The organism is Enterobacter sp. CPE_E890 (assembly GCF_046521475.1).
GTDB lineage: Bacteria > Pseudomonadota > Gammaproteobacteria > Enterobacterales > Enterobacteriaceae > Enterobacter > Enterobacter adelaidei.
Genome location: NZ_JBKFZW010000001.1, coordinates 2712486 through 2736709 on the forward strand (window position 1 = coordinate 2712486; position 24224 = coordinate 2736709).

Annotated in this window: 26 protein-coding genes; 13 read left to right on the forward strand and 13 right to left on the reverse strand. The window is 50.4% G+C overall.

All coding sequences use genetic code 11. From position 1 onward, the window contains the following. Positions 1–18: 18 nt before the first annotated feature. From ACLHV9_RS13325 to uspF, 5 genes are all read left to right on the forward strand, one after another. Positions 19–894, forward strand: coding sequence for a transcriptional regulator (locus ACLHV9_RS13325; RefSeq protein WP_128347583.1), 876 nt, complete (start codon positions 19–21; stop codon positions 892–894). Positions 895–968: 74 nt separating this feature from the next. Further along, a complete protein-coding gene (locus ACLHV9_RS13330) occupies positions 969–1628 on the forward strand; it encodes a DUF1345 domain-containing protein (RefSeq protein ID WP_407220639.1) in 660 nt (219 codons plus the stop codon). A 220-nt stretch (positions 1629–1848) separates the two neighbouring features. After that, on the forward strand, positions 1849–3060 hold the full coding sequence (gene yedE, locus ACLHV9_RS13335; RefSeq protein ID WP_028018788.1) for a selenium metabolism membrane protein YedE/FdhT: 1212 nt from the start codon (positions 1849–1851) through the stop codon (positions 3058–3060). After that, positions 3057–3290: a sulfurtransferase-like selenium metabolism protein YedF gene (yedF, locus tag ACLHV9_RS13340; protein WP_003856774.1), complete on the forward strand. Its 234-nt coding sequence runs from the start codon at positions 3057–3059 to the stop codon at positions 3288–3290. Before yedE ends, yedF begins: the two co-directional genes overlap by 4 nt. A gap of 140 nt (positions 3291–3430) precedes the next feature. Then, positions 3431–3865 carry a universal stress protein UspF gene (gene uspF, locus ACLHV9_RS13345; protein WP_028018787.1) on the forward strand — a complete coding sequence of 145 codons (435 nt, stop codon included), beginning with the start codon at positions 3431–3433 and terminating at the stop codon, positions 3863–3865. A gap of 53 nt (positions 3866–3918) precedes the next feature. Here uspF and ompW read toward each other — a convergent pair whose 3' ends face one another. Beyond that, positions 3919–4551 (reverse strand): outer membrane protein OmpW, encoded by a 633-nt coding sequence (ompW, locus tag ACLHV9_RS13350; RefSeq protein ID WP_028018786.1) that lies wholly within the window; start codon positions 4549–4551, stop codon positions 3919–3921. Positions 4552–4833: 282 nt separating this feature from the next. Between ompW and ACLHV9_RS13355 the strand changes: the two genes are divergently transcribed. The 4 genes from ACLHV9_RS13355 to yciA all read left to right on the forward strand — a co-directional run bounded on the left by ACLHV9_RS13355 (position 4834) and on the right by yciA (position 7104). Further along, positions 4834–5238: a YkgJ family cysteine cluster protein gene (locus ACLHV9_RS13355; protein WP_028018785.1), complete on the forward strand. Its 405-nt coding sequence runs from the start codon at positions 4834–4836 to the stop codon at positions 5236–5238. A gap of 25 nt (positions 5239–5263) precedes the next feature. Continuing rightward, positions 5264–6007, forward strand: a complete 744-nt coding sequence (locus ACLHV9_RS13360) for a YciC family protein (RefSeq protein WP_108089765.1) — start codon at positions 5264–5266, stop codon at positions 6005–6007. A gap of 57 nt (positions 6008–6064) precedes the next feature. After that, complete coding sequence (locus ACLHV9_RS13365; protein WP_028018783.1) at positions 6065–6604, forward strand: septation protein A; 540 nt, start codon at positions 6065–6067, stop codon at positions 6602–6604. 104 nt (positions 6605–6708) lie between these two features. Continuing rightward, positions 6709–7104 (forward strand): acyl-CoA thioester hydrolase YciA, encoded by a 396-nt coding sequence (gene yciA, locus ACLHV9_RS13370; RefSeq protein ID WP_008502796.1) that lies wholly within the window; start codon positions 6709–6711, stop codon positions 7102–7104. A gap of 38 nt (positions 7105–7142) precedes the next feature. Here yciA and tonB read toward each other — a convergent pair whose 3' ends face one another. Then, positions 7143–7865, reverse strand: coding sequence for a TonB system transport protein TonB (tonB, locus tag ACLHV9_RS13375; protein WP_108089764.1), 723 nt, complete (start codon positions 7863–7865; stop codon positions 7143–7145). Between the two features lie 220 nt (positions 7866–8085). Between tonB and ACLHV9_RS13380 the strand changes: the two genes are divergently transcribed. Beyond that, on the forward strand, positions 8086–8382 hold the full coding sequence (locus ACLHV9_RS13380; protein WP_028018781.1) for a YciI family protein: 297 nt from the start codon (positions 8086–8088) through the stop codon (positions 8380–8382). Between the two features lie 33 nt (positions 8383–8415). On the opposite strand, the gene ACLHV9_RS13385 is transcribed toward ACLHV9_RS13380, so the two are convergent. The 3 genes from ACLHV9_RS13385 to ACLHV9_RS13395 form a co-directional block, all read right to left on the reverse strand. Then, on the reverse strand, positions 8416–9369 hold the full coding sequence (locus ACLHV9_RS13385) for a helix-turn-helix domain-containing GNAT family N-acetyltransferase (protein ID WP_028018780.1): 954 nt from the start codon (positions 9367–9369) through the stop codon (positions 8416–8418). A 98-nt stretch (positions 9370–9467) separates the two neighbouring features. After that, the gene (gene leuE, locus ACLHV9_RS13390) at positions 9468–10103 is read right to left on the reverse strand and encodes a leucine efflux protein LeuE (protein WP_028018779.1); all 636 of its coding nucleotides are present in this window, start codon (positions 10101–10103) and stop codon (positions 9468–9470) included. A 107-nt stretch (positions 10104–10210) separates the two neighbouring features. After that, complete coding sequence (locus tag ACLHV9_RS13395) at positions 10211–10384, reverse strand: YciY family protein (RefSeq protein WP_021240326.1); 174 nt, start codon at positions 10382–10384, stop codon at positions 10211–10213. Positions 10385–10528: 144 nt separating this feature from the next. On the opposite strand from ACLHV9_RS13395, the gene cls reads away from it, so the two are divergent. Continuing rightward, positions 10529–11989: a cardiolipin synthase gene (gene cls / locus ACLHV9_RS13400; protein WP_028018778.1), complete on the forward strand. Its 1461-nt coding sequence runs from the start codon at positions 10529–10531 to the stop codon at positions 11987–11989. A gap of 33 nt (positions 11990–12022) precedes the next feature. Beyond that, positions 12023–12352, forward strand: coding sequence for an HI1450 family dsDNA-mimic protein (locus ACLHV9_RS13405; RefSeq protein WP_006810881.1), 330 nt, complete (start codon positions 12023–12025; stop codon positions 12350–12352). A gap of 31 nt (positions 12353–12383) precedes the next feature. Here ACLHV9_RS13405 and ACLHV9_RS13410 read toward each other — a convergent pair whose 3' ends face one another. The 7 genes from ACLHV9_RS13410 to ACLHV9_RS13440 form a co-directional block, all read right to left on the reverse strand. Beyond that, complete coding sequence (locus tag ACLHV9_RS13410; RefSeq protein ID WP_176691058.1) at positions 12384–13253, reverse strand: ion transporter; 870 nt, start codon at positions 13251–13253, stop codon at positions 12384–12386. A 14-nt stretch (positions 13254–13267) separates the two neighbouring features. Continuing rightward, entirely contained in the window at positions 13268–14272 is a 1005-nt protein-coding gene (oppF, locus tag ACLHV9_RS13415) for a murein tripeptide/oligopeptide ABC transporter ATP-binding protein OppF (RefSeq protein ID WP_028018776.1), read from the reverse strand. Continuing rightward, complete coding sequence (locus ACLHV9_RS13420; protein WP_028018775.1) at positions 14269–15282, reverse strand: ABC transporter ATP-binding protein; 1014 nt, start codon at positions 15280–15282, stop codon at positions 14269–14271. Before ACLHV9_RS13420 ends, oppF begins: the two co-directional genes overlap by 4 nt. An 11-nt stretch (positions 15283–15293) precedes the next feature. Further along, positions 15294–16202 (reverse strand): oligopeptide ABC transporter permease OppC, encoded by a 909-nt coding sequence (gene oppC, locus ACLHV9_RS13425; protein WP_108089739.1) that lies wholly within the window; start codon positions 16200–16202, stop codon positions 15294–15296. Positions 16203–16214: 12 nt separating this feature from the next. Next, positions 16215–17135 carry an oligopeptide ABC transporter permease OppB gene (gene oppB, locus ACLHV9_RS13430; RefSeq protein ID WP_028018773.1) on the reverse strand — a complete coding sequence of 307 codons (921 nt, stop codon included), beginning with the start codon at positions 17133–17135 and terminating at the stop codon, positions 16215–16217. Positions 17136–17219: 84 nt separating this feature from the next. Next, positions 17220–18851 (reverse strand): oligopeptide ABC transporter substrate-binding protein OppA, encoded by a 1632-nt coding sequence (gene oppA / locus ACLHV9_RS13435; protein ID WP_407220642.1) that lies wholly within the window; start codon positions 18849–18851, stop codon positions 17220–17222. Positions 18852–19622: 771 nt separating this feature from the next. Continuing rightward, positions 19623–20270: a YchE family NAAT transporter gene (locus ACLHV9_RS13440; protein ID WP_021240330.1), complete on the reverse strand. Its 648-nt coding sequence runs from the start codon at positions 20268–20270 to the stop codon at positions 19623–19625. 477 nt (positions 20271–20747) lie between these two features. Between ACLHV9_RS13440 and adhE the strand changes: the two genes are divergently transcribed. Then, a complete protein-coding gene (gene adhE / locus ACLHV9_RS13445; protein ID WP_028018771.1) occupies positions 20748–23426 on the forward strand; it encodes a bifunctional acetaldehyde-CoA/alcohol dehydrogenase in 2679 nt (892 codons plus the stop codon). Positions 23427–23490: 64 nt separating this feature from the next. Here adhE and tdk read toward each other — a convergent pair whose 3' ends face one another. Next, on the reverse strand, positions 23491–24105 hold the full coding sequence (gene tdk / locus ACLHV9_RS13450) for a thymidine kinase (protein WP_049006865.1): 615 nt from the start codon (positions 24103–24105) through the stop codon (positions 23491–23493). Positions 24106–24224: the final 119 nt, after the last annotated feature.

Consider the following 24224-nt stretch of genomic DNA (forward strand, 5'->3'; position numbering starts at 1 on the left):
TAATAATATTTTGACAACATGTTGAGAAATTTCATTTTTGGCTGGGAAGAGTGTGACCTGAGTATTTACCGTCAGGCATATGCTACTTATGGCGGTAGTGTATGCACACATCCGGATGTGCTAACTTACCTTTCGAGCAAACGAAATAAAGAAATCAAGTTCTTTTGCAGAAAAAAAGATGGCATTGTCGTTTCATCAATTTACTCTATTAATGGGTCACTGAATCTCTACTCAAAATCACATCCTTTTGTTTTTGAGGATATAATTTTACCCAGCGCCACCCATTCAAAATCCTTTCTTCCCGTCAGGACGAAAAAACTTTCACCACTACAGAAAAGTTCATTCATCAACTCCTTCAGCAGTAAAATGCTGAATGATGAGATATGTCACATGAAACCGCTATTTTCTACAAAAACGGTTAGAAAAAGAAATGGGGAAAGGAGTCGTTTTCTCAAGCTTGGAGGTGAAATACTGGATGTGAACAATCTTTCCACTGACGAGATTTGCGACAGTTACATAGACTTGTTTAATGTTCGCTGGCGCGGCAAAGTATCGCCCTACCCAAGAGAAAATCTACTGGATGCCATTAATAGCTTGAGACATATGATTTTTGGATCCGCACTCGCAATCAATAAGAAAATCATAGCCATTGATTTAATATTTAAAACCGAATGCCCCGGGTGGATTTACTTCGACGACATCAATGGAGGATACGACCCTCAATACAATAATATTGGTGCGGGAAGCATCTTGCTTTGGGAAAATTATAATCGAGCCAGAGAACTGTGTGAGCAGAATGAGAAAAAAATCATTTTCTCTCTTGGGAAATACTTCAGCGGAATGGAGTATAAAAAACAGTGGTGCAACATTAGTCCATTGAGGTGTGTATTTTAATTACGTTTTGATGAAAAACCTCACGCTCACCTACTATAGTTAATCTATTGTCCCTTCACAAACACACTCACATTATGCTCTTTTCTGTCAGATCTTATTTTCACGGGCGCATGCGGTTAATGCTCGCCATTTTGGCCGGAGTAACCTGCTTTGTAGCCCTTCCCCCTGATCTGGGATATCTGCAACGGTTGCTGATAGGCTGGAATGTGCTGGCGTGGCTATATCTGTGCTTTATGTGGTTTCGTATGTTACGTACTGATGTGCGGGATATTCCGCATATAGCCAAAATGCAGGATGAGAGCGCGGGGCTGGTGCTGGGCATGGTGATATTCGGCTGCCTGGCCAGCATTCTGGCGATCCTGATTGAGCTAACCTCACTCAAGCACCTCACCGGATCGCCGCGCGTGCTGCATCTGCTGTTGACGGGCACCACGCTGGCCGTTTCCTGGGCCTTACTGCCCACCTCATTTGCGATGCATTACGCTCATCACCATTACCTGCACCGAACTAAAGACGTCATACCCATGATTTTTCCAGAAAAACCGGAGGAACCCGGTTACTGGGATTTTCTTTATTTTTCTTTCACCATCGCGGTAGCGTCACAAACTGCCGATGTGGCGACCGGTACCACCGACATGCGGCAAATTACGTTGCTCCAGTCGGTGATTTCTTTTGTTTTCAATCTGGCGATTCTGGGTCTGTCAGTAAACGTTGGAGCCGGGCTACTGAGCTAAACCCATCTGAATTTCCGCATCGAAGAAACAACTCAGTATAACCGGTGTTCAGTGCTATCTCTGTTCCGAAGTCGTGCTGCCGTTGGGTGAGCAGCACGGTTTAATGATTGAGGTCATAAAAACAGGCAGTATTTTGGAGAGCAGTTTTGGAGAAACAAAAAACGTTATATATTCCAGTCCGTTAAATCAACATACTCCTTCTGAGTTCAGAGGCTTTCTCATGTCATGGCAATACTTTAAACAGACTTACCTGGTTAAGTTCTGGTCACCTGTACCGGCCGTTATCGCGGCGGGGATCCTTTCTACCTACTATTTCGGCATTACCGGCACCTTCTGGGCCGTCACCGGCGAGTTCACGCGCTGGGGTGGACAACTGCTACAACTGGCTGGGGTACATACCGAAGAGTGGGGTTACTTTAAACTCATTCATCTGGACGGCACACCGCTCACCCGCATCGATGGGATGATGATCATGGGTATGTTCGGCGGATGTTTAGCTGCGGCGCTATGGGCAAATAACGTCAAGCTGAGGCTGCCTAAAAGCCGAATCCGTATTCTGCAGGCGATTGTCGGCGGCATGATTGCCGGCTTCGGCGCGCGTCTGGCGATGGGGTGCAACCTTGCCGCCTTCTTCACTGGTATTCCTCAGTTTTCACTGCATGCCTGGTTCTTTGCCGTCGCCACGGCTATCGGCTCTTACTTTGGCGCAAAATTTACCCTTCTCCCGCTGTTCCGTATTCCGGTCAAAATGGTCAAGGTGAGTGCAGCTTCTCCACTGACGCAAAAGCCCTCTCAGGCCCGTCGCCGCTTCCGCCTGGGTATGTTGGTCTTTTTCGCCATGCTGGCGTGGGCGCTGTGTACAGCCCTGAACCAGCCGAAACTCGGTCTGGCGATGCTGTTTGGCGTGGGTTTTGGCCTTCTCATTGAACGCGCACAGATCTGCTTTACTTCGGCGTTTCGCGATATGTGGATCACCGGCCGCACGATGATGGCGAAAGCGATTATCGCCGGGATGGCGGTCAGTGCCATCGGCATCTTCAGCTATGTCCAGTTAGGTGTCGAACCGAAAATCATGTGGGCAGGTCCTAACGCGGTGATTGGCGGTCTGCTGTTTGGCTTCGGGATCGTGCTGGCTGGCGGGTGTGAAACCGGCTGGATGTACCGCGCCGTTGAGGGTCAGGTGCATTACTGGTGGGTGGGTCTGGGAAATGTTATCGGCTCGACGATACTGGCTTACTTCTGGGACGACCTCTCCCCTGTGCTTGCCACCAACTGGGACAAGGTGAACCTGCTGAGCACCTTCGGCCCCCTCGGCGGTCTGCTGGTCACTTATGGTCTGCTGCTGGTAGCCTTTTTACTGGTTGTCGCACAGGAAAAACGTTTCTTCCGCAGAGCCACTGTTAAAACCCAAACGCAGGAGAATGCCGCATGAAAGAGATCGTGCCTGATTATCGCCTGGATATGGTCGGCGAACCCTGCCCCTATCCGGCAGTTGCCACACTTGAAGCGCTTCCGCAGCTCAAAAAAGGTGAAATTCTGGAAGTGGTGAGTGACTGTCCGCAGTCCATCAACAATATTCCGCTGGATGCCAAAAACCACGGTTACACAGTGTTAGATATCCAGCAGGACGGACCGACCATCCGCTATTTAATTCAGAAATAATGCTGTCACGGACGCCCCTATCAGGGGTGTCTCTCCCGCCTCAAAACCTGCCTTATATCCCACTTTGACCGCGAATACAGTGAATGTCATTACAACAGCACTACACTTTAAGTGGATAAAAAACAAACAGGAGGTGTGGCATGTTTAATTCGATTCTTGTTCCTGTCGATATCTCTGAGAGTCGCCTGACCGAACAGGTGATCCCTTATGTACAGGCAAACGCAGCAATCAGTAACGGTAAAGTTCATTTTCTGACGGTCGTTCCCTCTTTCCCCTACTACTCCTCTCTTGGGCTGGCCTATTCTGTTGAAATGCCAAAACTGGCGGAAATACAGCAGGAGGCGCTGGAGAAACTCAATGAAATGGTAAAACAGTTCAATTTGCCCGCAGAACGCGTTCAGACACATGCCATTTCTGGCGCGCCTAAAGACCAGATCCTGAAACTGGCAGACAGTATCAACGCAGACCTGATCATTATTGCCTCTCATCGGCCTGATATTACGACCTATCTGTTAGGCTCAAACGCGGCAGTCGTTGTTCGCCACGCAAAATGTCCGGTGCTGGTTGTGCGCTAGGGGAAATTCTGCAGAAAGACTGGCCGTTTTTTGGCCAGTCTCAGGAGATGAAATCAGAAACGATAACCCGCGGAGAACATAAATACCCACGGATCCAGGCGAGTACTGATACTTTGCTGCTGACCGCCTGCTTTGAAGCGTACGTCAGTATCAATATCCATGTACCAGACAGAGGCGTTAATTAACCAGTCACGGTTAATCAGATAATCAAGACCTACCTGCCCGGCCATGCCCCAGGAATCTTTCAGACTGAGGTCTGACAAACCAGCCTCTTTACCGGTATCGTTAAATTTCTCATCAAAGAAGGTCGTGTAGTTCACACCGGCGCCAATATACGGACGCACTTTGCTGCTGGCATCGCCAAAGTACCACTGCGCCATCAACGTTGGTGGTAAATGGTGAACTGTGGCGATATCGCCTGTCGGCCCAAGGCCTACGCGATGGCGGAATGGCGTTGCAGCCAGAAGCTCAACACCAACGTTATCCGTCGCCATATAGGTGAACGTTAAACCTAACTGGGTGTTATTACTGACGTTAAAACCGCCCATACCCAGCACATTATCGGAACCTTCAGTAGGGCGAACCGTAGCCGAACCGGCACGAATAAAGAATTCGCCTGCTTCATGCGCATATGCGCCGCCAGAGAGACTGCTTAATACAAGGGCTGCCACCGCTAATTTTTTCATATCCGCTCCATCGTTGTGGTTTTAATCGCGGATGAGAATATACTCACAAATGAGTAATAAGTGATCTGCCACAGATCACATTAAAACCAGTAACTTAACATTCATTGATCTGGGTTAATTTTTTGTGGCACATTGAAAAGCAATAAGTTGTTCCCATGTCAATTTTTGGCATTTCACAGTTACAAAATTTTCCCTTTTCCCCCTCTTGCTCTTCCTCTGGTGGCTGGATAATTTATCGCTCTCACAAGTTGATTTGATGCGTTCTTCTTTTGCAGGTGTGCCATGAGTGATACGAACCCGTGCATGACGTGCGGAGCCTGTTGTGCGTATTTTCGAGTCTCTTTCTACTGGGCCGAAGCCAGCGATGGTGGCGGTACCGTTCCGGTTCATCTCACAGAGCCGCTAACGCCTTTTCTGCGCTGCATGAGTGGCACCAACCAAAAACAGGTCCGCTGTGCAGCGCTACAGGGTGAGCCCGGGGTTTCGACCCGATGTTCCATCTATGAGGATCGCCCCAGCCCGTGCCGGGAATTTGCCATGTCTGGGGAAGATGGGCAGGTCAACGAAGCCTGTAACCGCGCACGCGCGCGCGTTGGATTACCGCCGCTTTACAAAGATATGCTTTTCCATACAAGCCTTGATGCTGCCACAGCAGGTGCATCCGGTGTACAATTGCCGGCTAATTAACACCTGCAATACTCAAGGAGAGTGCATGTCTATCACGGCGAAGTCTGTCTACCGTGACACGGGAAACTTTTTCCGCAATCAGTTCATTACCTTTTTACTGATCGCGTTGCTTTGCGCCTTTATCACGGTGGTGCTTGGCCATGCGTTCTCACCGAGTGAAGAACAAATTGCCAGCCTGAGCCAGGGCGACCACCTTGCAGGAAGCGTAGGGTTGTTTGAACTGGTACAAAACATGACGCCTGAGCAGCAACAAATTCTGCTGCGGGCTTCCGCTGCATCCACTTTCTCAGGTCTTATTGGTAACGCGGTGCTGGCCGGTGGCGTTCTGCTAATGATTCAGCTGGTGTCGGCGGGACATCGGGTCAGTGCTTTACGGGCGATTGGAGCCAGCGCACCGGTCTTACCTAAGCTGTTTATCCTAATCTTCTTAACCACCATGCTGGTGCAGATGGGGATTATGCTGGTCGTGGTACCAGGTGTGTTGCTGGCTATCGTGCTCTCTTTTGCCCCTGTGATGGTTGTGCAGGATAAGATGGGGATTATTACCGCAATGCGCAGCAGCATCAGACTGGCATGGGCTAATATGCGTCTGGTGGCCCCCGCCGTGATCGGCTGGCTGCTTGCTAAAACGCTCTTGTTATTGTTTGCGCCGAATTTTGCGGTATTAACGCCTAATGTTGGCGCCGTGGTGGCGAATACGCTGAGCAATCTCATTTCAGCGGTACTGCTCGTCTATCTGTTCCGCCTGTATATGTTAATTCGTCAGTAATCCCGAGGCGGGGGGACATCGCTGTCTCCCGCCCCGCTCAGAAGATGGAATCACAGAATGAAGCAGTTTCTTGATTTTTTACCGCTCGCGGTGTTTTTCGCTGTCTATAAGTTGTACGACATTTTTGCTGCAACAAAAGCACTAATCGTTGTGACCGCCGTTGTGCTGATCTATAGCTGGATTCGCTATCGCAAAGTCGAAAAAATGGCGCTCATCACGTTCATTTTAGTGGCGGTGTTTGGTGGATTGACCATTGCCTTGCATGATGTTGAATTTATTAAGTGGAAGGTTACTGTTATTTATGCGCTGTTTGCAGCAGCGTTACTTTTCAGTCAATGGTTCATGAAAAAGCCCCTTATCCAGAGCATGTTAGGTAAAGAACTAACGCTGCCGCAGGTAGTCTGGTCGCGTCTGAATACTGCCTGGGCAATCTTCTTTATTCTCTGCGGTCTCGCTAATATCTATATCGCCTTCTGGCTGCCGCAGGATATCTGGGTCAACTTTAAGGTCTTTGGCCTGACCGCGCTGACGCTTATCTTCACGCTGTTAAGCGGTGTATACATCTATCGTCATATGCCGCAGGACGACAACCACTGATTAATGACTGACCAGAACGTCAACGACAGGCGTTCTGGTCTATTCTCTCCGCACGCGAATCATAGTAGCATCCCGCCTGAAGTCTTCCGTTACGAGTTAAAACAATGACAACAACTAACGCCCCTCAGGGCGAACTGGTTTTACGCACACTGGCAATGCCCGCTGACACCAATGCCAATGGCGATATTTTTGGCGGCTGGCTGATGTCGCAGATGGATATGGGCGGCGCAATTCTGGCAAAAGAGATCGCCCACGGGCGCGTGGTGACGGTGCGGGTGGACGGCATGACCTTCCTGCGCCCGGTTGCGGTAGGGGATGTGGTCTGCTGCTACGCGCGCTGTGTCAAACGCGGCAACACCTCTATTTCCATCAACATCGAGGTCTGGGTGAAGAAAGTCTCTTCTGAGCCGATTGGACAACGCTATAAGGCCACCGAAGCACTGTTTATTTATGTCGCCGTGGACAGCGAGGGTAAACCGCGTCAGCTTCCGCAGGCCTGATCGACAGGCAAAAAAAAGCCTCCTTTCGGAGGCTTTTTTTATTCCATCTGCGCCCCGCCGTTCAGGCGGAAAACGATATTGACGATCAATCCGCTGCCAGGCTTGCCTGGCTCATAGCGCCATCTGCGCATCGCCGATTTCACTTCGCGCTCAAACATATTAGAAGGTTGAGCAGATAAGATTTCCACGTTATCCACGCGGCCATCCGCAGTGACGTCAAATTTTACCCGTACGCGGCCTTCAATACGTAAGGCCTGCGCACGTGCCGGATACTGAGGCTGGTTGCGACTTACGGCACGCGGGCCCGCTGGTGCGGTAACCGTTGGCTTTGAGGTCGTTGCCGTATTGTTCATCATCGGGCGTGAAGGCGCCGCATTTTCTACTGGCTGGGTCGCGCGCGGTTCTACCGGACGTTCCTCGCGTTTTGGACGCTCCTCGACCTTCTTCACCGGTTTTGGCTTCGGCTTAGGTTTGGGCTTCTGTTCAGGCTTGTGGATCACCACCGGCGCTTCCTTCGGTGGTGCCGGAACAGGCTCGGGCTCTGGCTCAGTTTCAGCCACTGGCTGTGGTGGCGGAGGTGAAACCTGCGGCGGTTCAAGATCCGCTGGTGATACCATCGTCACCGAAATCGGCTGCGCGGGCGCGGGCATTTCAATAACCTGATGAACCGAGGTATACAGCAACCCCGCCACAACAGCACCGTGAATCACGACAGAAAGCAGCGTCGGCCAGGGAAAGCGGCGAGGTAAATCAAGGGTCATCGAAGTCATATTCATCAACGTTAAAAAACCGAACCCTGATTTTAAATGCAAATAGCAATCATATTCAATAAGACACTTTGTTCTGGAGCAACTTTAGCGCATGAGAGGCCAAAAAAGTCGCATTCAGATCAGGGTTTTAACATTGTTTTTATTTTACATTGCAGTCGTTTGCCCTTTCACATAACGTAACTGACACTTTTACCGGTTAAGGAGCTTCGCCGTGTTTTACGTGATTTACTCTGAAGATGTTGCTGATTCGCTCGAAAAACGCCAGGCTGTGCGCCCTGCGCATCTGGCACGTTTGCAGCTGCTCCAGGATGAAGGCCGTTTACTGACCGCCGGCCCTATGCCTGCAGTAGACAGCAATGACCCGGGTGCCGCCGGTTTTGCCGGTTCCACAGTGATTGCTGAGTTTGAATCTCTGGAAGCTGCTCAGGCCTGGGCTGATGCGGACCCATACGTTGCGGCCGGTGTGTATGCGAAGGTGACGGTTCGCCCTTATAAAAAAGTGTTCTGATGTTAAAAGGCTCCAGCAGGGGCCTTTTTTACGTTAGACGTCTTTACACCGGGTAAATTGCTGCTCTGTCATCAGACTTCCCCACTGGTCCCCCTCCCACTCTTTGGCTAATCTGAAACCAAATAATTCATACAGACGTCGTGCGGCGGATAGTTTATTGAATGTCCACAAATGCACAGCAGAAAAGCCCACGTTATCGCAAAAACCTATAGCTTCGGTCAGAAGTTTTTTCCCCACGCCAAATCCGCGACAGCCATCATCAAGAATAAACCAGCGAAGGTGAGCTTCCCCCGGTTCTAAATCTTCACCATCAATAGCCACCGAGCCGACGATTTTATCGTTCAATATTGCCAGCCAGACCTGATTACACGGCTTCTCCAGTCGCCCACTAAACTCGGCCAATCCAGAAGCCACTTTGGCCTCGAAGAAACGGCCAAAATTATGTTCCCGGGAATAATAACTGGCATGCATCTCCGCGATACGGCCAATCATGCCAGGCAGATAGCCCGGCACAATTTTCAGCGCGTCAGATTGAATCTCAACCGGCGTTTCACGGCCAGCCAGCAGCGCCCTGGCATAAAGTGAAAGACCCTGAGATATTGTTTTCTGTTGCAACGGATCCAGTGGTTTTATTGCAGTGAGCACCCGAGCGCTACTGTAGGTATTAATTTGTCTGACGGTTTCCTGCCCTTTTGCCGTCAGTCGTAGATACTTCGTTCTGGCGTCTTCACTGGAAACGACTTCTTCAAGTTCGCCTGCTGCAATAAGGCGTGCCAACATCCGGCTGACGCTGGATTTTTCCAGGCCTAACAGTTGCACCAGTTGACCAGCGGTCATTTCTTTCCGCAAATCAATTTCGACAAGTGTATGAACCGCCGAGGGTGAATAATTCGTTGAGGCCAGCGTCGAGGCCATAAAACCTAATTCGCGCACCATCAAACGAGAGGCGCTACGGATATCGCTGACAAGAGGGGTTTCGATGTGCATGTTATTGTCTCCGCCATTTAGTTGTACTATACAACCAAATGGCGGGAAGTTGTCAAACATTAAAAAGGCTCCCGCAGGAGCCTTTTTGTTTCTTCACATCAATGCAGCGATGCCAACCTTGCCGCAAACCCAACAAACAGCAGCCCTATCAGACCGTTCCCCAGCTTTGCCAGTTTCTTTTTGGTTTTCAGATAACGCGTCACAAACGCGCCAGAGAAGATCAGGAAGCTCATATACACAAAGCTTATTAGCTCCAGCGTTGTCGCGAGGATCAGGAAAGAAGTGCCGGTGCTCTGGGCATTCACATCAATAAACTGAACGAAGAACGATACGTAGAACAAAATCGCTTTGGGATTGGTCAGGCTTAACACCAGCGAGCGTTTCATGATCGTACTGGCAGGTTCGGGCCCGCTCTCATGAGCGTTTTTTTGACGGTTCACCACCGACCAGAGCATTTTGCCCCCCAGCCAGAGCAGATAAAAAGCCCCGAGATAGCGCACGATGTTAAACAGTACCGGCGTGGTCTGGATTAATGCCGCAACACCCGCCCAGGCCAGAAACATCAGTACCGCATCGCCGATAAATACACCTGTCGCGGCGAGGTACCCTTTTTTAACGCCGTGACCAATCCCGGTTTTGAGCACAAACAGGGTATTCGGCCCAGGTACCAGCACGATAAAAAATGCGCCTACAACGTACGTCCAGAAATTCAGTACACCAAACTCCGCAAACACTTCTCCCTCCTTTTGCTAAAAACAACGGGAATATCGCTGCAAAAACGCTATTCCTAAAAATCAGACGCTATAAAATCAGTGGGCACCTTGCGGTGCCCTCATGGTTCTCAGATATCCTGGACTGCGAACAGCAACGCGTTGCGGTGCCGGGTCATTCCACATTTTCTGATGGCGTGAATACGCATATTGCGGCGGGATTGTGCTTCCAGCCAACGTGCCTTGCGACGACTCACCTGTCGCAACATGCGCCAGCGCCCTACTTCAGTTCTACTGCGCTTCATGTCTACAACTCTTTCTCTAACAGAGATGCCATTATAAACCCAACCCTGCAGCAAACCAGCGCTTTTACCTGGCGTTTTTATTTGCCAGATGAATCCTGATGCGTACACTCATAACAATACGCTTTCAAAAGGATTTTTTTACCTATGACAACCTTCTACACCGTGGTGAGTTGGCTGGTCATTCTGGGATACTGGCTGTTAATCGCGGGTGTGACATTACGCATCCTGATGAAGCGCAGAGCCGTACCCTCTGCCATGGCCTGGCTTCTGATAATCTACATCCTCCCGCTGGTAGGGATCATTGCCTATCTCTCTTTCGGTGAGCTTCATCTGGGCAAGCGCCGCGCCGAGCGTGCCCGCGCCATGTGGCCCTCGACCGCGAAGTGGCTTAACGACCTTAAAGCCTGCAAACATATTTTTGCCGAGGAGAACAGCAGTGTTGCCGCGTCGCTGTTTAAACTTTGCGAGCGCCGTCAGGGGATTGGCGGTGTCAAAGGCAATCAGCTCCAGTTGCTGACCACTTCTGACGATGTTATGCAGGCGTTGATCCGCGATATTCAATTGGCTCGCCATAACATTGAGATGGTGTTTTACATCTGGCAGCCCGGTGGTATGGCCGATCAGGTTGCTGAATCCCTGATGGCCGCAGCACGTCGGGGCATTCACTGCCGACTGATGCTGGACTCTGCAGGCAGCGTGGCATTTTTCCGCAGCCCGTGGGCGGGCATGATGCGTAATGCCGGTATCGAAGTGGTTGAGGCGCTGAAGGTTAACCTCCTGCGTGTCTTTTTGCGCCGGATGGATCTCCGCCAGCACCGTAAGATGATCATGATCGATAACTATATTGCCTACACCGGCAGTATGAACATGGTCGACCCACGCTTCTTTAAACAGGATTCGGGAGTTGGGCAATGGGTTGATTTGATGGCAAGAATGGAGGGGCCGATTGCCACCTCTATGGGTATCGTTTACTCATGCGACTGGGAGATTGAGACCGGTAAACGTATTCTGCCACCACCACCGGACGGCAATATTATGCCGTTTGAAGAGGCCAGCGGGCACACCATTCATACGATTGCATCCGGGCCAGGCTTCCCTGAAGATTTGATTCATCAGGCGCTGCTGACGGCAACCTACTCAGCCCGTGAATACCTGATCATGACCACGCCATACTTTGTCCCCAGCGATGACCTGCTGCACGCAATCTGTACGGCGGCGCAACGTGGTGTCGACGTGAGTATCATTTTGCCACGCAAAAATGACTCCCTACTGGTAGGCTGGGCCAGCCGGGCATTCTTTAGCGAACTGTTGGCCGCAGGGGTGAAAATTTATCAGTTTGAAGGCGGATTACTCCATACCAAGAGCGTTCTCGTCGACGGTGAATTAAGCCTGGTGGGCACAGTCAACCTGGATATGCGGAGTCTGTGGCTCAATTTTGAAATCACACTTGTGATTGATGACGCCGGTTTTGGTGGTGACCTGGCGGCGGTGCAGGATGATTATATCTCCCGCTCGCGACTGCTGGATGCCAGACTGTGGGTAAAACGTCCAATGTGGCAGAGAATTGCCGAACGACTGTTTTACTTCTTTAGTCCGTTGCTGTAAAACGTGCCCAACGATGTTAAACAGGTAGTCATCATGGAAATGGATCTGAACAATCGCCTGACCGAAGACGAAACGCTCGAGCAGGCCTATGACATTTTTCTCGAACTGGCGGTTGATAACCTCGATCCCGCAGACGTGATCCTCTTTAATCTGCAGTTCGAAGAGCGCGGCGGTGCCGAATTGTTCGACCCTTCAGAAGACTGGGCTGAGCATGTGGATTTCGACCTTAATCCTGACTTCTTTGCCGAAGTAGTGATTGGGCTGGCCGATGAAGATGGCGGCGAAATAAATGACATCTTCGCCCGCGTCCTGCTGTGCCGCGAGAAAGACCACAAACTGTGCCATATCCTCTGGCGCGAATAGTAAAAAAGGCTGCGATTGCAGCCTTTTTTATTTAATCCGGTAATTCGCTTCCGCAGCGGTTACAAAACCGTGCGCTGTGTTCATGCTCACCCTGATGACAATTCGGGCATTTGCGCTGCTGTTTGCGACTCTGAAAGGCACTGCTCATATGTGTGGTAATGAGCCCTGTCGGGATTGCAATCACCGAATAGCCAATCAGGATCAGCACTGATGCCACAATACGTCCCAATGGGGTATGCGGTGTGATATCACCATAACCCACGGTCGTCACGGTCACGATGGCCCAATAGACCGAGGCATTAAGCGTCGTGAAGCCATATTTTGGCCCTTCTATCAGATACATCAGCGCGCCGAAAACAATCATGACGATGGCAATAAATGAATAGAACAGAATAAGCTGGTGCCGTGCGCTGACTATCGCGCTCCAGAACACGTGCAATGACGGCATAAAACGCAGTAATTTAAGGATACGTAATACCCGAATGACGCGCATCGCTCGCCAGGCAAAGACGTAACTCAGGCTAATTTCCGGCCACAGCCACATCACATAGAGCGGCAGGATGGTCGCTAAATCAATAAATCCCCAAAAGCTGAAAACATATCTGGCCGGGTTGGGCCAGCAAATGACTCTCAGGCAATATTCCGCGGTAAAGACCAGGGTAATCGCCAACTCAAGCCAGACAAAAATATGCCACTCGTCAAACGTCAGGTGGTATTGCGTCCCGACACCAGACTCAATAAAGATCACAACCACGCTGAGCAGCGCAAATAAACCACAGAGGCCTTCGAAGCGTCTCCCGGATACGGTTTCAGGATCGAATAAAAAATGGTAAAGCCGCCGACGGGCGGGCGTGATTAAAAGCGACACAGTAACCTCGCAAAAAATAAGGGCTGACATCATGTCAGCCCTTGCGATTATAACGGGTCTACTTTCAGGCAGGAAACCGCATGTCGGAAACTGCCTTCCAGAACCGGTCGCGTTTTCGCACATTCCGGCCCGGCCATTGGGCATCTCGTACGGAAGACGCAGCCCGACGGCGGGTTAATCGGTGAGGGTAATTCCCCTTCCAGAAGCTGAATCGTTTTATTCTTTTCCAGATCGGGATCGGGGATCGGTACTGCGGACATCAGCGCTTTGGTATAAGGGTGCAACGGGTTGTGGTACACCTCATCATAGGTGCCCAGCTCCACTGCATGGCCTAAGTACATTACCAGTACGCGGTCCGAGATGTGTTTCACCACGGCCAGATCGTGCGCGATAAAAATGAGTGACAGCCCCATTTCACGCTGCAGTTTCTGCAGCAGGTTGACCACCTGTGCCTGAATGGACACGTCCAGCGCGGAGACGGGCTCATCACAGATGATCAGCTTCGGTTCGAGGATCAACGCACGTGCAATACCAATACGCTGACACTGGCCGCCTGAGAATTCGTGCGGGTAGCGGTTGATAAGGTTAGGCAACAGGCCAACTTTCATCATCATCGCCTTCACGCGATCGCGAACTTCCTGACGAGCCATCTTCGGATGATAAGTACGCAGCGGCTCGGCAATAATCTCACCGATGGTCATACGCGGGTTCAATGATGCCAGTGGATCCTGGAAAATCATCTGGATATCACTACGCACGTCACGCCACTCGTCAGGCTTCATCCCCAACAAGTCTTTACCCAGCCAGGCCACTTTGCCGCCGGTGGCTTTTACCAGACCAATAATGGCGCGCGCGAAGGTAGATTTACCGCAGCCAGACTCCCCTACCACGCCCAGGGTTTCGCCTTCGTACAAACGCAGCGTGACACCATCGACCGCTTTCAGGGTCTTAGATGGTTGCCAGAACCACTGTTTACCGTCTTTGATGTCAAAATGCACTTTAAGGTCAGCGATTTCGAGCAGCACATTGCGTTTTTCATCTAATGCGTTCATACCAACTCCTCCTGCGGCTTAAAGCAGGCGCGCAGGCGGCCTGGTGCAAACGCTTCCAGCGGCGGAGCGCTGTTGCAGATTTCCATCGCATGCGGGCAACGCGGCTGGAACGGACAACCTTTCGGCAGACGCAGCAGGTTTGGCGGGTTACCCGGAATGGTGAGCAGAGATTCCCCTTCAGCATCGAGACGCGGTACCGCATTCAACAGACCAATTGAGTACGGGTGGGCTGGGTGATAGAACACATCACGCGCGTTGCCATATTCCATGGTACGGCCGGCATACATCACCAGCACTTTGTCACAGATGCCCGCCACAACGCCAAGGTCGTGGGTGATCATGATGATCGCTGTGTTGAACTCGCGCTTAAGCTCGTTTAACAGGGTCATGATTTGTGCCTGAACGGTGACGTCCAGCGCGGTGGTGGGTTCATCAGCAATCAGCAGTTTTGGCCGGCACAGCAACGCCATCGCAATCATCACACGCTGACGCATGCCACCAGAAAATTCGTGCGGGAACATACGCATGCGCTTACGGGCTTCCGGCATTTTCACCGCATCCAGCATTTTGACTGACTCTTCAAACGCTTCCGCTTTGCCCAGACCTTTGTGCAGCATCAGGACTTCCATCAGCTGCTCGCCAACACGCATGTACGGGTTCAGCGAAGTCATCGGATCCTGGAAAATCATCGAGATCTGCTCGGCACGCAGCTTGTTCAGCTCATGTTCCGGCAGGTTGAGGATTTCACGTCCGTTGAATTTCGCGGAACCTCCGATAACACCGTTTGCAGCCAGCAGTCCCATCAACGCAAATGCAGTCTGGGATTTTCCGGAACCAGATTCACCAACAATCCCCAGCGTTTCACCTGCACGCAGGTCGAAGTTGAGATCGTTAACGGCGGTTACGTCTCCGTCCGGGGTTTTAAAGGTTACACGGAGATCTTTCACATCCAGCAGAAGTTTGCTCTGCTGTTGCGCCTGCGGCGCAGTGGCCGTTTCAATAATTGTCATGACGGCGCTCCTTAACGGTCTTTCGGGTCGAGGGCATCACGCAGGCCATCGCCGATAAAGTTGAAACAAAACAGGGTAACGACCAGGAAACCCGCCGGATAAAGTAGTAACCACGGAGAGACTTCCATGGAGTTTGCACCATCACTCAGGAGTGCACCCCAGCTGCTCAGAGGCTCTTGCGTACCCAGCCCCAGGAAGCTCAGGAAGGATTCAAACAGAATCATGCTTGGTACCAGCAGTGAAGCATAAACCACCACCACGCCCAGCACGTTAGGAACGATATGGCGAACCACAATATTACCGATTGATACGCCACCCACCTGCGCGGCTTCGATAAACTCTTTGCGTTTGAGGCTCAATGTCTGTCCGCGGACAATACGCGCCATATCCAGCCAGGAAACCATCCCGATAGCCACGAAAATCAACAGGATGTTCTGGCCAAAGAAGGTCACCAACAGGATAACGAAGAACATGAACGGGAAGGAGTTCAGGATTTCCAGCAGACGCATCATCACGGAGTCCACTTTACCGCCAAGGTAGCCTGAGAGTGAGCCATAGAGCGTGCCCACAATCACCGCCACCAGTGCAGCAGCGATACCAACCATCAGCGAAATGCGGCCTCCGATAGCCACTCGTACCAGCAGATCGCGTCCGGAGGAATCCGTACCAAAATAGTGTCCGGACACCATATCAGGTGCACTGGACATCATGCCCCAGTCGGTGTCGAAATAGGTAAATTGCGACAGCATCGGCGCCAGGGTCACAAACAGCGCGATGATCACCAGTACGGCCAGACTGGCTACCGCGGCACGGTTGTGCATAAAGCGGCGACGCGCGTCCTGCCAGAGGCTACGACCTTCTACTTCCAGTTTTTCACTGAAGTTTTCCAGCGCCTCGCTGTTTTTCTTACTCAACATCATGGCGTGCTCCAGTTAGTAACGGATTTTCGGGTCGATGACGGCATACAGCACATCGACAATTGCGTTAAAGAGAATGGTCAGCGCACCAACGAGAATGGTCAGGCTCAGTACCAGCGAATAGTCGCGGTTGAGCGCGCCATTTACGAACAGTTGACCAATACCCGGCAGACCGTAGATCGTTTCGATAACCATTGAGCCAGTGATGATACCGACGAATGCCGGCCCCATGTAGGAGAGCACAGGCAACAGCGCCGGTTTGAGCGCGTGGCGGAAGATAATCCGACGCATCGGCAGCCCTTTAGCGCGCGCGGTTCGAATGAAGTTCGAATGCAACACTTCGATCATTGAACCACGGGTGATACGCGCAATACTGGCGATGTACGCCAGAGATAATGCCACCATCGGCAAAATCATGAACTTTAACGCCCCGCCGTTCCAGCCACCGCCAGGTAGCCATTTCAGCGTGATGGCAAATATCATCACCAGTAACGGCGCGACAACGAAGCTGGGTATGACTACCCCGGTCATCGCCACCCCCATTACGGTATAATCCCATTTGGTATTTTGTTTAAGCGCGGCGATAACGCCTGCAGTAACCCCGAGAACAACGGCCAACAAGAATGCCGCAGCACCCAGCTTTGCCGATACAGGGAAGCTGGAAGCCACCAGGTCGTTAACGGAATAGTCTTTATATTTGAATGACGGTCCAAAATCACCGTGAGCCAGCTGCTTCAGATAATTGAAGTATTGGGTGGAGATAGGATCGTTCAGGTGATATTTCGCTTCAATATTCGCCATGACTTCTGGCGGCAACGTACGTTCACCGGTAAATGGACTTCCCGGCGCAAGACGCATCATGAAGAAGGAAATTGTAATCAGAATAAACAGCGTTGGAATCGCTTCAAGACAGCGACGTAGGATAAATTTAAACATTGCCCGTACCTTCTGGCGTGTGCCTATATATTGTGACGTCGGTTAGACACCGTGGGGCGAGCGAACTCGCCCCACTCATTGCCATTAATGCTTGATAATATACAAGTTTTTAACGTAGATATTATCCATCGGGTCTTTACCGGTATAGCCACCTACCCACGGTTTCACCAGACGGGCGTTGACGTAGTAGTAAACCGGAACGATCGCGGAATCTTTATCCAACTGCTGCTCAGCTTTAGAGTACAGTTCAGTACGCTGTGCTTCGTCAGTTGTTTTCAGCGTGTCGCCAATCAGCTTGTCGAATGCCGGGCTCTTATAGTGCGCGGTGTTGTTCGAGCTGTCGCTCAGCATGGTGTTCAGGAAGGAGGTTGGTTCGTTATAATCCGCACACCAGCCAGCACGCGCCACATCGAAGGTGCCCTGATGACGGCTATCCAGGAAGGTCTTCCACTCCTGGTTCTCCAGCTTCACGTTTGCGCCCAGGTTCTTTTTCCAGATCGAGGCGACGGCGATAGCCAGTTTTTTGTGCAGATCGGAGGTGTTATACAGCAGACTGAAGGTCAGCGGCTTATCAGCAGTATAGCCAGCTTCGGCGAGCAGTTTCTTCGCTTCTGCGTTACGCTGCTCTTGCGTCTGTTTGAACCAATCTGGTTCAGTCAGTTTTGCGCCATCAGTGTATGGAGGGGTATAGCTGTATGCTGGCAGATCGCCCTGGTTTTTCACTTTGTTCACGATGATATCGCGATCCAGTGCCAGTTTCAGTGCCGTACGGACACGAACATCGGTGAATGGTGCTTTCTGGTTGTTGATTTCGTAGTAATAGGTGCACAGATACGGATCAACATGCACTTCTTTAGGAATTTCTTTTTTCAGCTTCTGGAACAGTTCAATCGGCATGTTGTTATAGGTCATGTCAATTTCACCACTACGGTAGCGGTTAACGTCAGTCACTTCGGAAGAAATTGGCAGGTACGTCACCTGATTAATCACGGTTTTCGCGTTGTCCCAATATTGCGGGTTACGCTCCAGAACCATACGTTCGTTGACTACCCAGTCTTTCAGTTTGTAGGCACCGTTGGTCACGATATTGGCAGGCTGAGTCCATTTTTCACCAAATTTTTCCACTGCGGATTTTGGAACTGGAGAAACAGACGGGTGAACAAGCAGCTTATAGAAGTACGGAACAGGTTCGCTCAACGTGACTTCAAAGGTATTCGCATCGATCGCTTTCACGCCCAGGTCGGTGACCGGTTTTTTGCCTGCGATGATGTCATCAATATTGGCAATGTGGCCATATTGCAGGTAGCTCGCATACGGAGAGGCAGTATTTGGATTCGCCAGACGCTGCCAGCTATAAACGAAATCTTCGGCGGTAACCGGCGTGCCGTCTGACCATTTCGCATATTTACGCAGATGGAAAGTCCAGACTTTGAAATCTTTATTTTCCCATTTTTCTGCCACACCAGGTGCCGGGTGGCCGTCTACGTCAGTCACCAGCAGACCTTCGAACAGGTCGCGGTTAACGTTTGACTCGGGAACACCTTCAATTTTATGCGGGTCAAGAGACTGAACTTCCGCACCGTTGTTACGAACCAACGTCTGTTTTTCAGCCAGTTGAACACCTGCAGGTACGTCCGCAGCCATTGCAGCGTTGCCCGCGATTAGCGCAGTTAAAATCCCCGCCGCTACCAGATTTTTTTTTGTGATGATGGACATTGTGTTGGTACTCCACTCATTATAATGACTGGCCTTCGCCAGCTGTGTAATCCCCTGTTGGGGCCTGTACAGCGCAGGAGTTTTTTTTGCTGCTGCCAGGTTCTTCTTTTTTACTTCTTGCTATCACCGACTTTTTTATTACTGACCGCTCGTATGGCCGTCTTGCGTCGATTCTTTACAGGCCTCCCCTGTTTGAGACCTGCGCTGGATATCTGAGAAGAGAAGCATATGAAAATAATTCTCATCTACTTGTTTTATGCTGCAAAATAGTAGGCCGGAAAGTATCAAATGGCGTAAACGCACGCCAATACATTTTGCAAATTTGTTAAGCAATTCTCTTTTACGGTGAGAGCCGTATCGTTGAGGGCAGCCCTGCCAGACATCAAACGCCACTAAAAAACATGACATTCAATAAGATAGAGGAAACCTCCTCTACAAGCGCGTCGCTGCGCTATCATCGAGTATTTTTGTACAAAAATTTAACAACTGGTTATTATTTAGCACATTCATCTAGGGGAATGTTGAAATTACTAATATCATTTCGGTTATCTCTCAGCAAGCCCCAGAGTATCATGTGAGTAAAATAACAGAGCGATCGAAGGTTTTCTGCGCAGGTGGGTTGGAAGGAAATTAATAACTTATTGAAATACAAGAGATGAACATTATTAGTAGAATTTATTATGATATGTGAGCATTTCAACTTTAGTTATATGATTTGCTGATAATCACGTAAAAAAACGGAGCTGTAGCTCCGTTCTTTCATATGAAATATTAGTGTAACAAGCCGGGGAAAATGCTTTTAATACCGGTGACAATAAATTCGATCCCTAACGCCATCAACAGCAGGCCCATGATACGCGTTATAACGTTGATGCCCGTCTGCCCCAATAAGCGCACCAGCCAGGGCGCCATACGGAATACTCCCCAGCAGCAGAGCGCGAAAATGGCAATGGCCACGGAAAAGCCAATCAAATGCATCAGGCTATGGTAACGCGTACCCCAGACAATCGTTGAACTGATGGCTCCGGGGCCAGCCATAAGCGGTAACGCCAGCGGTACCACGCCAATGCTTTCACGGATGGCAGTTTCTGACTTCTCCTGTTTGTTCTGTTTATCCTCACCCAGCTTACCGCTGATCATAGACATGGCGATGGTCACAACCAGGATCCCACCCGCAATGCGGAAAGAGTCGATCGAAATCCCGAAGAGCTGAAGAATGGCGTCCCCCAGAAAAAGGGAGGTGAGCAATATGATAGCCACTGACAGGTTGGCGGTGAGGTTGGTCTTGTTCCTGGCCGCCGCCGTCTGGTAACTGGTCATACTAATGAAGACAGGAATGATCCCCACCGGGTTGACCAGGGCAAACAAACCAATAAAAAATTTAAAATACGTTGGAAAATCAAAGAGCGTTTGGATCACGTTTTGCTCCGCTTATGCGCATGCCCGGGACTGACAATTTGTCATGAGAAATCGCGCTGAAGATACCCTTTTTATTAGCATACTTCACTCGAAATCTGTGCCAAAACGTTATCATTTCAGGATGTTAAACATATGTAGAATCAATGATAGCGCCACTTCCAATACTTACGTAATTATTTAACACTGGAAAAATCTCAAAGAAATAACCCTGCTGAAAGGTATCAGCTTGGGGGAAAATTGACGCAGATCATGATTTTCGTACTCAGAAGTGAGTAATCTTGGTTACACCCCAGGGAGGTCACCTGACAAAAAGGAATGATGCTAAGGTAAGGCTCTTTTAGTAAATTAGTGTGCTGGTGTAGAAAGTAACTCTTTGTTTTATTTTGTGTTACGCAAGTCATATCAGCTCTGTCTATACTGTCTGACGTATCGAGCGCTGGTTTACTAAAAGAGTTTAAACATTATCAGGAGAGCATTATGGCTGTTACTAATATCGCTGAACTGAACGCCCTCGTCGAGCGCGTTAAAAAAGCCCAGCGTGAATATGCCAATTTCACCCAAGAACAGGTTGATAAAATCTTCCGCGCGGCCGCTCTGGCTGCTGCAGATGCTCGAATCCCTCTCGCTAAAATGGCCGTTGCCGAATCCGGTATGGGTATCGTTGAAGATAAAGTGATCAAAAACCACTTTGCTTCTGAGTATATCTACAACGCCTATAAAGATGAGAAAACCTGTGGCGTGCTGTCTGAAGACGACACCTTCGGTACTATCACGATTGCAGAACCTATCGGCATCATTTGCGGTATCGTTCCAACCACCAACCCAACGTCTACTGCTATCTTCAAATCACTGATTAGCCTGAAGACCCGTAACGCAATTATCTTCTCTCCGCACCCACGTGCTAAAGATGCAACGAACAAAGCTGCTGATATCGTATTGCAGGCGGCTATCGCTGCAGGCGCACCAAAAGACCTGATCGGCTGGATTGACCAACCTTCTGTTGAACTGTCCAACGCACTGATGCACCACCCAGACATTAACCTGATCCTGGCGACCGGTGGTCCTGGCATGGTTAAAGCAGCGTACAGCTCCGGTAAACCAGCAATCGGCGTAGGCGCAGGTAACACTCCTGTTGTTATCGACGAAACGGCTGATATCAAACGTGCTGTTGCTTCTGTTCTGATGTCCAAAACCTTCGATAACGGCGTTATCTGTGCATCTGAACAGTCCGTTGTTGTTGTAGATTCCGTATATGACGCGGTTCGCGAACGCTTCGCCAGCCACGGCGGCTACATGCTGCAGGGCAAAGAGCTGAAAGCCGTTCAGGACATCATCCTGAAAAATGGCGCACTGAACGCCGCTATCGTTGGGCAGCCAGCGTATAAAATTGCTGAACTCGCAGGTTTCACCGTTCCGGCAACCACTAAGATCCTGATCGGTGAAGTGAAAGTTGTTGATGAGAGCGAGCCATTTGCACACGAAAAACTGTCTCCGACTCTGGCAATGTACCGTGCGAAAGATTTCGACGATGCAGTAGAGAAAGCAGAGAAACTGGTTGCCATGGGCGGTATCGGTCACACCTCTTGCCTGTACACCGACCAGGATAATCAGCCAGAACGTGTTGCTCACTTCGGTCAGAAGATGAAAACTGCACGTATCCTGATTAACACCCCTGCTTCTCAGGGTGGTATCGGTGACCTGTACAACTTCAAACTCGCTCCTTCCCTGACTCTGGGTTGTGGTTCCTGGGGTGGTAACTCCATCTCTGAAAACGTTGGTCCAAAACACCTGATCAACAAGAAAACCGTTGCTAAGCGAGCTGAAAACATGTTGTGGCACAAACTTCCGAAATCTATCTACTTCCGCCGTGGCTCTCTGCCAATTGCGCTGGATGAAGTGATTACTGATGGCCACAAACGTGCGCTCATCGTGACTGACCGTTTCCTGTTCAACAACGGCTACGCTGACCAGATCACCTCTGTTCTGAAAGCAGCTGGCGTCGAAACTGAAGTCTTCTTTGAAGTTGAAGCTGACCCAACCCTGAGCGTTGTTCGCAAAGGTGCTGAACTGGCGAACTCCTTCAAACCAGATGTGATTATCGCACTGGGTGGTGGTTCCCCAATGGACGCCGCGAAAATCATGTGGGTAATGTACGAACATCCGGAAACTCACTTCGAAGAACTGGCGCTGCGCTTTATGGATATCCGTAAACGTATCTACAAGTTCCCGAAAATGGGCGTAAAAGCGAAAATGATCGCCGTTACTACCACTTCCGGTACCGGTTCAGAAGTGACTCCGTTTGCGGTTGTTACTGACGATGCAACAGGTCAGAAATACCCACTGGCTGACTACGCACTGACCCCAGACATGGCGATTGTTGACGCCAACCTGGTCATGGAAATGCCGAAATCACTGTGTGCCTTCGGTGGTCTGGATGCGGTAACTCACGCTCTGGAAGCTTACGTTTCCGTACTGGCGTCTGAGTTCTCTGATGGTCAGGCTCTGCAAGCTCTGAAACTGCTGAAAGAAAACCTGCCAGCGTCCTACAATGAAGGGTCGAAAAACCCTGTAGCACGTGAGCGTGTACACAGTGCAGCAACCATCGCCGGTATCGCGTTTGCTAACGCCTTCCTGGGTGTTTGCCACTCAATGGCGCACAAACTGGGTTCTCAGTTCCACATTCCTCACGGTCTGGCGAACGCCCTGTTGATCAGCAACGTTATCCGTTATAACGCGAATGATAACCCAACCAAGCAGACTGCATTCAGCCAGTACGACCGTCCGCAAGCACGTCGCCGTTACGCTGAAATCGCTGACCATCTGGGTCTGAGCGCTGCGGGTGACCGTACTGCTGCTAAGATTGAGAAACTGCTGGCATGGCTGGAAAGCCTTAAAGCTGAACTGGGTATTCCTAAATCTATCCGTGAAGCTGGCGTTCAGGAAGCTGACTTCCTCGCCCACGTAGATAAACTGTCTGAAGATGCCTTCGATGACCAGTGTACTGGTGCTAACCCGCGCTACCCACTGATCTCCGAGCTGAAACAGATTCTGCTGGATACCTACTACGGTCGTGAGTTCAAAGAAGGTGATGTAGCAGTGGCTAAAGTTGAAGCTCCTGCGGTAAAAGCTGACAAAAAAGCGAAGAAAAGCGCTTAACTGACAGTCTGATAAAAAACCCGCCAATGGCGGGTTTTTTTATGTCTGAAGAACACGGTGAAAATTATTTTCTGTTGTCGTGCTGAATCGCCGTCAGCGAGCCTACAGACAGCGCTTCTTTATAATGCTTACGGCAGACCGAAACATAGCGTTCATTTCCGCCTATCACCACCTGCTCACCATCTGCATAAGGCTTTCCGGCCTGGTCGAGACGAAGCACCATACTGGCTTTCCTGCCGCAAAAGCAGATAGTTTTGAGTTCGACGAGTTTATCTGACCAGGCAAGCAAATACTGGCTCCCTGCGAATAGCTCGCCACGGAAGTCTGTACGCAGCCCATAGCAAAGAACAGGGATATCGAGCTCATCTACCACCTCTGAAAGCGCATGAACCTGCTCACGCGTCAGAAACTGGCTCTCATCAACCAGAACACAATGAATAGGCTGCGTGGCATGCGCTGCGCGAATGTCCTCCAGCAGGTCAGTTTGCGGGTTAAACAGCCTGGCCGGAGACGAAAGGCCTATTCTGGAACTCACCTTCCCTGCACCAAAGCGATCGTCAATTTCAGCCGTATAAACAACAGTACGCATTCCACGTTCCTGGTAATTGTACGAGGATTGAAGCAGTGCTGTGGATTTTCCGGCATTCATTGCCGAATAGTAGAAATAAAGTTGTGCCATTGGCCGTAAAACCCTAATCAATGTGTAATATTCCCGATGATTGATTGTACCATATTTTGTCTGGTCAACAGCGACTCAGCGCACAGACGATGCGGTTCAGAGCGGAGTTAAGCACCCTC